At 61.6% G+C, this 9,302-nt stretch carries 10 protein-coding genes and 1 pseudogene; 6 read left to right on the forward strand and 5 right to left on the reverse strand.

Annotated features, from left to right (window positions below):
• Positions 1–439: glutathione S-transferase family protein (locus tag EOA86_RS10615; RefSeq protein ID WP_164891669.1), on the reverse strand; the 439-nt coding region annotated here is incomplete at its 3' end.
• Positions 440–603: 164 nt separating this feature from the next.
• Between EOA86_RS10615 and EOA86_RS10620 the strand changes: the two genes are divergently transcribed.
• Positions 604–1,410, forward strand: a complete 807-nt coding sequence (locus EOA86_RS10620) for an undecaprenyl-diphosphate phosphatase (RefSeq protein WP_128341579.1) — start codon at positions 604–606, stop codon at positions 1,408–1,410.
• Between the two features lie 179 nt (positions 1,411–1,589).
• Complete coding sequence (locus EOA86_RS10625; RefSeq protein WP_128341580.1) at positions 1,590–2,417, forward strand: class I SAM-dependent methyltransferase; 828 nt, start codon at positions 1,590–1,592, stop codon at positions 2,415–2,417.
• 105 nt (positions 2,418–2,522) lie between these two features.
• Here EOA86_RS10625 and EOA86_RS10630 read toward each other — a convergent pair whose 3' ends face one another.
• Positions 2,523–2,900 (reverse strand): YraN family protein, encoded by a 378-nt coding sequence (locus EOA86_RS10630; RefSeq protein WP_128341582.1) that lies wholly within the window; start codon positions 2,898–2,900, stop codon positions 2,523–2,525.
• A complete protein-coding gene (rsmI, locus tag EOA86_RS10635) occupies positions 2,893–3,828 on the reverse strand; it encodes a 16S rRNA (cytidine(1402)-2'-O)-methyltransferase (RefSeq protein WP_095517668.1) in 936 nt (311 codons plus the stop codon). Before rsmI ends, EOA86_RS10630 begins: the two co-directional genes overlap by 8 nt.
• 166 nt (positions 3,829–3,994) lie before the next feature.
• On the opposite strand from rsmI, the gene EOA86_RS10640 reads away from it, so the two are divergent.
• A complete protein-coding gene (locus EOA86_RS10640) occupies positions 3,995–4,192 on the forward strand; it encodes a hypothetical protein (RefSeq protein ID WP_095517667.1) in 198 nt (65 codons plus the stop codon).
• Positions 4,193–4,199: 7 nt separating this feature from the next.
• Complete coding sequence (locus EOA86_RS10645; RefSeq protein ID WP_095517666.1) at positions 4,200–4,388, forward strand: hypothetical protein; 189 nt, start codon at positions 4,200–4,202, stop codon at positions 4,386–4,388.
• Between the two features lie 71 nt (positions 4,389–4,459).
• Here the strand turns inward: EOA86_RS10645 and EOA86_RS40120 are convergent.
• Positions 4,460–4,726, reverse strand: a pseudogene (locus tag EOA86_RS40120) (protein tyrosine phosphatase).
• Positions 4,727–4,764: 38 nt separating this feature from the next.
• Here EOA86_RS40120 and EOA86_RS10655 point away from each other — a divergent pair.
• Complete coding sequence (locus tag EOA86_RS10655; protein ID WP_206629998.1) at positions 4,765–5,670, forward strand: adenylate/guanylate cyclase domain-containing protein; 906 nt, start codon at positions 4,765–4,767, stop codon at positions 5,668–5,670.
• Positions 5,671–5,780: 110 nt separating this feature from the next.
• Positions 5,781–7,550, forward strand: a complete 1,770-nt coding sequence (locus tag EOA86_RS10660) for a caspase family protein (protein WP_128341583.1) — start codon at positions 5,781–5,783, stop codon at positions 7,548–7,550.
• A gap of 530 nt (positions 7,551–8,080) precedes the next feature.
• Here the strand turns inward: EOA86_RS10660 and hemW are convergent.
• Positions 8,081–9,244 (reverse strand): radical SAM family heme chaperone HemW, encoded by a 1,164-nt coding sequence (hemW, locus tag EOA86_RS10665; RefSeq protein WP_128341585.1) that lies wholly within the window; start codon positions 9,242–9,244, stop codon positions 8,081–8,083.
• Between the last annotated feature and the right edge of the window lie 58 nt (positions 9,245–9,302).

Raw genomic sequence — 9,302 nt, forward strand, 5'->3', positions numbered from 1 at the left:
GGCGGATATTGGCGCGGGGGGCGCGGATCGCCGCCGAATCGGGCGAACCGCCGCCCGCCGTTTCCGGCATGACCGGCTTCAGCACGCGCTCGCGCACCAGATGCCGGGTAACCTCGCCCTCGGCCTTGTTCAGATACCAGTCGGTCAGCCGGCGGATTTCCGCACGCTCCATCGGGTCTTCGGCGAACAGCCGCTTGTCGCGCTTCAAGACGCCGCGCGTCTCGTCGAGATATTCCGCGATGACGACCGCGCCGACAATCGGCACGTCGCCCTCGGCAAGCAGGATCGGCAGCGTGCCGGCCGGGTTCAGCGCCAGGAATTCCTTGCGCCGCATCCACGTCTTTTCTTCGATCAGCGCCAGCTCCTCGCCATACTCGCCGAAAGCGAGGCGAACGAAGCGGCAGGTGGCGAACATCGGGTGGTGGAAAAGCGTCAGCATGGTCCCGCGATAATAGAGCGCACTGGCAAATCGCCGGCTGCGCCGGTAAGTCTTGGCCGCCCCGAATTCAGGTGGCCGTCAGGGTGCTGCGACCTATAGGAGGAGTTCCGCGCCATGACAAGCAAGCCGTTCTTCAAAGCCCTCACTCGAACGCCGAGGTTTCCATGGAAAGCCAGACCTTCGTCGAAGCGTTGCTGCTCGGCATGATCGAGGGCATGACCGAGTTCATTCCGGTCTCGTCGACTGGCCATATCCTGCTTGCCGGCCATTTTCTCGGCTTCCATTCGACCGGCAAGGCATTCGAGATCCTGATCCAGCTCGGCGCCATACTGGCTATCCTCAGCGTCTATTTCCATCGTCTGTGGCAGATGCTGGTCGATCTGCCGCGTGATCGGGTGACGCGGCATTTCGTCCTCGGCATCCTCGTCGCCTTCCTGCCGGCCGCCGTCATCGGCGCCCTGGCGCATGGCTTCATCAAGACGGTACTGTTTGAATCGCCGAGGCTGATTTGCATCATGCTGATCATCGGCGGCGTGGTCCTGCTGTGGGTGGATCGCTTCAAGCCGAAGCCGCTCTACCATGACGTCGAGCGGTTTCCGCTCAGGCTCTATCTGCAGATCGGACTGTTCCAGTGCCTTTCGCTGATCCCCGGCACGTCGCGCTCCGGCTCAACGATCGTCGGCGCGCTGCTTCTGGGCGTCGACAAACGCGCGGCTGCAGAATTCTCCTTCTTCCTCGCCATGCCGACAATGGTCGGCGCCTTCGCCTTCGACCTCTTCAAGAACCGCAACGTGCTGACCAGCGCAGATCTGCCGGTCATCGCCGCCGGTTTCATCGCCGCCTTCGTCGCGGCGCTTATCGTCGTGCGCTTCCTGCTCAACTACGTCTCGCGCCACGGCTATTCGCTGTTCGGCTGGTGGCGGCTGGTCATCGGCACCGTCGGGCTGGCGGCGCTGTTCGTCTGGGGGTAAGGCGGCACAGTTAATTTGGCACGGTCGCCCTAGGGTCGGACCAATCACTCTGAACGACCGAGCTCAACCCTTCCTGGACGTTCACCCCACCACAATTCCGGAGGGAACGTCGCATCTGAGCAGACACCGGTGGTGTGGCATGGTACCGTTGCTAACAGGCGATATCTTGCAGGTGCGCCATGTCAGGGCACGAGCATTGGCAACTCGATGGCAGCGCGCCCGAGCTTTACCAGCGCTACCTGGTACCGGCGATCACTTCGATATGGGCAGCCGATCTTATCGATCGCGTGCAGCCAAAGGGCGGAGAAGCCGTACTCGACGTTGCTTGCGGAACTGGAGTGGTGACGCGCCTGGCTGCCGAACGGGTCACGACGGGACGTATCATCGGGCTTGATTTGAATGAGGGTATGCTCACCGTCGCGCGGTCCGTGCCGCACAAAGGTGTGCCAATTGAATGGCTGCAAGGCAGTGCCCTCGCACTCCCGGTTAATGACGGCGCGATCGACCTCGTTCTTTGCCAACTCGGTCTCCAGTTCTTCCCGGATCGAGCCTGCGCTGTCCGCGAGATGAAGCGGGTGCTGGTATCTTCGGGCAGGGTTGCGCTCAGCGTCTATAGCGCCATCGAACGCACACCCGGCGCAGAGGCGTTTGCAAGTGCTCTCGATGAGCGGCTAGGACCGGACGCGTCGAAGATCAAACGTGCCGAGCATATTTTTGCTGACGCGAATGAGGTCGGCGATCTGTTGAGGAAAGAGGGGCTGGATGACGTCGAACTCTACACCGTCACGAAAACGATTAGCTTTCCATCTGTTCTCGACTATGTACGTTTTCAGCTGATCGCTACACCCATGGCTGGCCTCTTGGCCGATTACCAGGCGTCCGAGCGCGACAGCGTGATAGAGGCGGTCGCCTCCGCCACTCGGTTGCGCCTTGATCCGAGCATGAGGGTCGATGGGCGCTTCTCGTTCCCACAGGAGGCGCATATCGCGATCGCAAGCAAACTCTGACGCAGATTTAGCTGCAGTTTCGGCTATTGGCACTGCTTGCCCGTTCCCGATGGACGAGGCGATGATAACATCCACCTATCTCGGCCATTTGCGGCAGGGCATGGTCTAGTCTCGCCCGTAGAAAACATTCTCGATATGCACCGGCCAGCGCCACGGCAGCACCGCGACCATGTCGAAACGCACCGACAATCGTCCATAGTCGGACTGTCGCGACAGCCAGAGATCGGCGGCGCTTTCGATGCGACGCTCCGATTCGTAGCGAACAGCCTCCATGGCTTCCATCAGTGTGCGGCGCGCCTTCACCTCGACGATCAGCACTAGGTCGCCGCGGCGCGCGATCAGGTCGATCTCGCCGAACCGCGTGCGGTGGCGGCGCGCCAGGATCCTATAGCCCTTCACCATCAATGCCGCAGCCGCCAGCCACTCGCTGTGGTGGCCGCGCCGATAGGCCCGTTGGCGGCTGGCGACCGGGCGTTCAGCCATCGCCGTCTTTCCCGCCCTTCCCGGCGTCCTTGCGTTCGGTGTCTTTGAGTTCAAGCAATCGCCGGTAAAGCGCCTGCTTCTGGCCGCCGGTCATCTTGGCGGCTTCCGCCGCCGCCTTGGAGGCCGGCATCTCGGCGGCAAGCGAAAGCAGAAGCCGGTCGATATCGGCCGGTTCGTCTGCCGCTGCTTCCGACGGGCCGACGCAGATGACGATCTCACCCTTCGGCGTGTCGGCCGCCGCGTAATGATCGGCGAGCGACTCTAAGGTGCCGGTCCGTATCTCCTCGAAGGTCTTGGTCAGCTCGCGGCCGATCGCGGCCTTGCGGGCGCCACCCAACGCCTCGACCATGGCACCGAGCGTTTCGGCCAGCCGGCGCGGCGATTCGAAGAAGATCAGCGTCGCCGGCACGGTCTTCAGCGCTTCCAGCCGCGTCAGCCGCTGGCCGGTCTTAATCGGCAGGAAGCCGGCGAACAGGAAGGCGTCGGAGGGTAGGCCGGAGGCCGTCAACGCCGCGAGTGGCGCCGACGGGCCGGGGATCGGCACGACGCGAATGCCCTGGTCGAGCGCTTCGCCGACCAGTCGGTAGCCGGGATCGGAGATCAGCGGCGTGCCGGCGTCCGAGATCAGCGCCACGCTCTGCCCGGCCAGCAAGGCTGCGATCAGTTTTGGGCCGGCCTCGCCGGCATTGTGCTCGTGATAGGCTGTGGTGCGGCGGCGAATCCCGTAGCGGTCGAGCAGCACGCGGCTGACACGCGTGTCCTCGCAGGCGACGATGTCGGCGGCGGCGAGCGTTTCAAGTGCGCGTAATGTGATGTCGGCGAGATTGCCGATCGGCGTCGCAACCAGGTAGAGCGCCGGCTCGAGCGGCCGGGCCGATATCTCGGTCTGGCCGATCACGTAGCTGCGTCTTGCCAACTCGCCGGTCACCGGTGTTCCCCGTCAGGCTCTGACCATGAATGCATTCTACCCTGTTTGGCACGGCTCACGCCCGGTGGCAAAACCCATGCCGAAGTGAGGCGGCGGCCATGCCTTTGCCACAGTACGGAACGAAACCGTGCCCGGCGGATTTATGCCTGATCTCGGGAGGAGCAGGATGGACAGCCTCAAGATACAGGACGTTTTCGAACCCTACTATGAAGGGCGCAAGCGCTTTGCCGCGCGAACGGACAAGAGCCTGCCTGCCAAAGCCGGCGCCAGCTTGGCTAAAAAGCCGCGAAAGCGTCGTCCGTCAAAGGCAACCAAGCTGAAAATCGAGCCCTCGACCGGCACCGGCAGCACGATGGAGCACTGACCAGACGATGCCCAATCGCTTCGACATTTTCATCACCCGCCTTGAAACCAAAAGCTCCCGCAACGGAGCGCCCCCACATCCGACAAGCGATCGATACCGCGCCCGCCCCGACAAGGGCGACGCCAAGCCGGCGCGCGACGGTGAGGCGGACGCCGAGAAAGGCCACGCCAAGCGCCGCCCCAAGCACGACGCCTGACTACCGCAACTTTCGCGATTGGCCGAGACACTTTTTCTCTAAAGCGTGGGGGGAAACGCTCGGCCCATCATTCAACCCAGATACTTCGAGACGCGCGCTTCCAGCAGACGCACCAGACCTGGGTCCATGGACTCATTAGTCGTCCGGAATGTCGAGGCAGATCACGCGGGCCTTCTTCAGGCTGGCCTTGAATTTCTTCTGCAGTTTGGCGCGGTGCGCCTTTCCACCACGAAGATGATGTCGGCCCAGGAGACGAGGTCGTGCGTCAACGGGGTGTCGGCATCGTGGTTGGTGCCGGCCGATGCGACTTCGATATCCCTAACGCTCCGTGTTAAGATTGCACCTGCGTGCGCGCTTGAGCGTACGGGAGAGGATCATGTCGGCAACTTTAACCGCACTGAGCAACAGCGAGGCCTATAGGCTGGGAGATTTCAACCTGATTGGTCGTGGCGAACATGCCACCATACGCCTGGCCGACGGGGAAGTTTCGCGCCAGCATGCAACGATCCGGCGCGACGGCGCGAACTACTGGGTTGTTGACGTCGGCAGTGCCAATGGCAGTTATGTGAATGACGTGGCGCTCACAACCGCGCGTGTGCTGCACAGCGGCGATCGCGTCCAGTTCGGCAGATCGATTTTTCTTTTCGAACAGGGCACGACTGCCCCCGATCTGGATTCGCAAGCGGCGAACACAAAAACTCAATGGGGCAACCCGGCAGCCCCCAAGAGCCGGCCGGCCACCCTGTTCGTCGCTGATTTGAAGGGGTTTACCGGAATCAGCGCAAGGCTGTCCCCGGAACAGGTGGCGGCCCTCCTGGCCGAGTGGTATATGGACTGCAATATGATTTTGAAGCACTACGGTGCCTCAATCGACAAATTCATTGGTGATTGTGTATTTGCTTACTGGCACGGGACCGCAGCGGATGTCTGTGTCTCTGCGGTTCAGGCTGCCCAGGCGCTCCGCGCTGCGGAAGACGCGGCTACGTCGCCAACCCGAGTACTGGTCAGGGAACAACAAGACATCGTGCTCGACTGCCGCATTGGCCTTCATGTGGGTGAAGTTGCTATCGGCGCTATGGGCAAAGGCATCAACACCGCGCTGGGCGATGCCGTGAATTTGGCCTTTCGTATTGAGGGATTGACGCGAAAACTGGACAAGCCGCTGTTGGTCAGCGCCCAGTTCGTCGAGCAGTGGCCCGAAGGTAGACAATATTTCAAGTCCTGCGGCTATCACGAGGTCAAAGGGCGCGCCGAGATGATCGAGGTATTCAGCCTAATATAGGCGCGCCAGCAGTTGGATTTTCGAAACGCAGCTCACACGCCTAACACCTATTCCCATGTTGACACCAATGCTTTTCCTGCTCAGGCTTTCGCTAGGGCAGAGAGGCAGCCATGGGGCTCAGAAATCTTCAGACATTTCTATTTTTTCTGCTTCTGATGGTGCTGGGCCTTTCAGCGCCGCTAAGCGCTGCGGAAGGTAAGCGCCTTGCGTTGGTAGTCGGGAATTCTGCCTACACGGCGACAACGCCGTTGGCGAACGCCGCCGCCGACGCCCGTGCCTTTACAGCGTTCCTGAAGGAAAACGGCTTCGAGGTAGACAGTCTGATCAATGTCGACCGGGCCGGTTTCGCGAGAGGACTCTCTAATTTTTCAAAGAAGATCGGGCCAGCCGACACCGCCTTGTTCTACTTCGCTGGCCACGGGATGCAGCTGAAAGGCGAAAATTTTCTGCTCGGGCTCGATGCCGAGCTGCTGTCGGAGTTTGATGTCGACGCCGAAGCCATCGCGCTGAATTCCATTATAAGCATTATGGAGCGGAAAGCCTCGCTCTCGCTTCTTTTCGTCGATGCCTGTCGCAATAATCCGATCGCCGACCGGCTGAATGCAAGCGTCGAAGGCGTCACCCGCGGCGCTGCGTTGAAGGGGCTGGCGCCGGTGAGTTCCACCGGCTCGGGAACGATGATCGCCTTCTCCGCTTCGCCTGGCCAGGTCGCCTACGATGGAGTCGGTGAGAACTCGCCTTTCACGACGGCCTTAGTTGAACATCTGGCCAGCCCTTCGCTAGAGGTAGGTACGGCTTTCAAGCGTGTGATCCGCGATGTCCGGATAAAGACGAACAACGTCCAATCGCCGCAGATTGTCTCGAACATTGCCGCTGAATTTTACTTCAACGCCAGCGCGCCGGCGACCGCTGTCGCCGCATCCGATTTTCTCGCCCAGATAGATTTCGAAAAAGCCGAGCGCATTGCCACTGCACGCGGCTGGCAGCTTTACTTGGCCAAGCACCAATCCGGCTCTTTCTCCGACAGCGCGCGCGCTGCGCTGCGCCTGCTCGAAGGTGGCGGCGATGGCCTCGTGTCGCCGCAGAAAGCTGAAAGCCGTATGAGGCTGACGCAGTCTCAACGCAAGGAAATCCAGCTGACGCTTTCCGACCTCGGATATGACATAGGCGCGGTGGACGGGAATTTCGGTCAAAAGACTCGCAGGGCGATCTCTCGATACCAGAAGGCGCTGGGGCTCACCGAGACCGGATATATCAATAGCGTCGTCGCCAACAGGCTGGAACTGGTTGGCGTCACGAGCACGAATTCCGTCGTATCTGCCGACGAGGCGCGGCTCTTCGAACCCGAGGATTTGAAAGGGCTCGAAACCGATGAGCGCATTATTCGCGCCGCGCAATGCCTCAGGGGCAAAGAAATCATCTACGGCGAGTTTGGGAGCCGCCTCTATGTGGCGGTTTACGATCGCCACTCGTCTTGGCAGACCGCCAAATCTGCTGCCCAGCGGTGCAAAGCGCATCTGGCGTCGATCTCGTCAAAGGCGGAGAACGACTTTGTTTACGGACTGTTCGAGGCTGATGACCGGATGTTCGAAACTGGCTTCGACGGAAATGTGTCCTACAAGATGGGTCCGTGGATCGGCCTTGAGCAGGATCCGGGGGGACGCGAGCCTCGTGGCGGCTGGCGATGGCTGACCGGCGAGGCAATGACTTACAACAATTGGCTTCCCAACCACCCCAACGAGCACAAGCAGGGTGATGATTTTGCGATGTTTTATGCTCATCTGGACGGCAACCGGGACACGGCCGACCTCAAGGCGAGCACGTGGGACGATATGGGTCCGCAAAACAGCTCGCACGGCTACATTATTGAGTTTCGATAGGACGAGGTGGAAGATGGGAGCGCCAGCATACCTCTCTGCTGCCGCTTACCGGTTCTCACCGGCTTCAACACGGCTCGTGGCCGCTGAGCGACGCCAGATCGGCAACCTCTGCCGACACATCACTCGCAAATTGTAATTGGATCGCGGCAGAAGCCGCTGCCCCGGCGAGCCCCGGCGCTGCAAACGCGAGCTGGCCTGCTCGCGCTCGGAGTAGCGGCGGCACGCTTCTGTTCCGCTATTGGTCGTGGCCGGGTGTTCGGGTTGTTCGCATGGCGGGGTGCTTCTATCGAATTCGGCCGGGCAACCACCGGACACACCCGAGCTGTGCTTTCTTCCAATTTCTTCAAAAGCAATTGTTGTCGGTTTCGCCATGTCGATCTCAGCGCCGGAGTATCGAGCGAAACGGCGCAACGCCTCCCGGGTTCTTCCACCCCAGATGCCCTCTGGGTTTCCCGGATTACACCCAACGCGGCCAAGCTCGCGCGTGAGTCGATAAATTGTCTGTGACAGTTCAGCTCCTGGCCTATGCTTTACCGCGCCAGGTCCGCCACCACGGCGTCGAGCACGATCATGCCGGCCGGGGTGGCGCGCAGGCGGGCATTGCCGATCGGCGCCACCAGCCCCTCGCCCTGCAGCATCGATAGCCGCGCCGTCGACAGGCTGCGCCCGGAAAACGCTTCGTAGCGCGAGAGATCGATGCCCTCGGCCAGCCTCAGCCCCATCAAGAGGAACTCGTCGGCCTCTTCCGAGCGCGTCAGGGTCTCGCCGCCGGTGACGCCATGGCCCTTGGCCTCGACCAGATTGGCCCAGGTTTCCGGCATTCTTTCGGCGATCGTCACCACGCGGCGGCCATTCTCGACGAAGCGGCCATGCGCGCCGGGACCGACGCCGACATATTCGCCATAGCGCCAATAGGTGAGATTGTGCCGGCTTTCGGCACCTGATCTGGCGTGGTTGGAAATCTCGTAGGCCGGCAGCCCATGTGCGGCGGTGATCTCCTGCGTCAGCGCATAGAGATCGGCGGCATGGTCATTGTCGGGAATAGCGAATTTCTTGGCCGCATGCAGCGCGTGGAACGGCGTGCCTTCCTCGATGGTCAGCTGGTAGAGCGACAGATGGTCGGCGGCGTGGCCGATAGCCTGTTCGAGCTCCGCCTGCCACGCCTCAGGTGTCTGGCCGGGCCGTGCATAGATCATGTCGAAGGACAGCCGCGGAAAGATCTCACGCGCCAGGCCGATCGCATGCAGCGCTTCATGGACATTGTGCAAGCGGCCAAGGAAGCGCAGATCCTTGTCGTTCAGCGCCTGCACGCCGAGCGACACGCGATTGACGCCTGCCGCCCGGTAGCCGTGAAAGCGCTCGGACTCGACCGAGGAGGGGTTGGCTTCCAGCGTCACCTCGATGCCGGCGGGCACCGTCCAGTTCTTCGCCACCGCGTCCAGCACCGTCGCCACGGTTTCCGGCTTCATCAGCGATGGCGTGCCGCCGCCGAGGAAAATACTGGTCACCTCGCGCGGTCCGGTGCGGTGGCGCATTGTCGCAAGCTCGGTCTCGAAGGCGCGCGCAAAACGCTCCTGGTCGACCGGCTGGTGGCGGACATGGCTGTTGAAGTCGCAATAGGGGCACTTGGCCGCGCAGAACGGCCAGTGGATGTAGACGCCGAAGCCGGGGCTGCGGTCGAGCAGCATGGTCATTTCACGGCCGATCGTGCCAAATCCAGTCTGGCTTGCGCGAATTTCTGGAAGGCCCGGG

The sequence above is a fragment of the Mesorhizobium sp. M5C.F.Ca.IN.020.32.2.1 genome (genome assembly GCF_004023105.1).
Classification (GTDB): domain Bacteria; phylum Pseudomonadota; class Alphaproteobacteria; order Rhizobiales; family Rhizobiaceae; genus Mesorhizobium; species Mesorhizobium wenxiniae.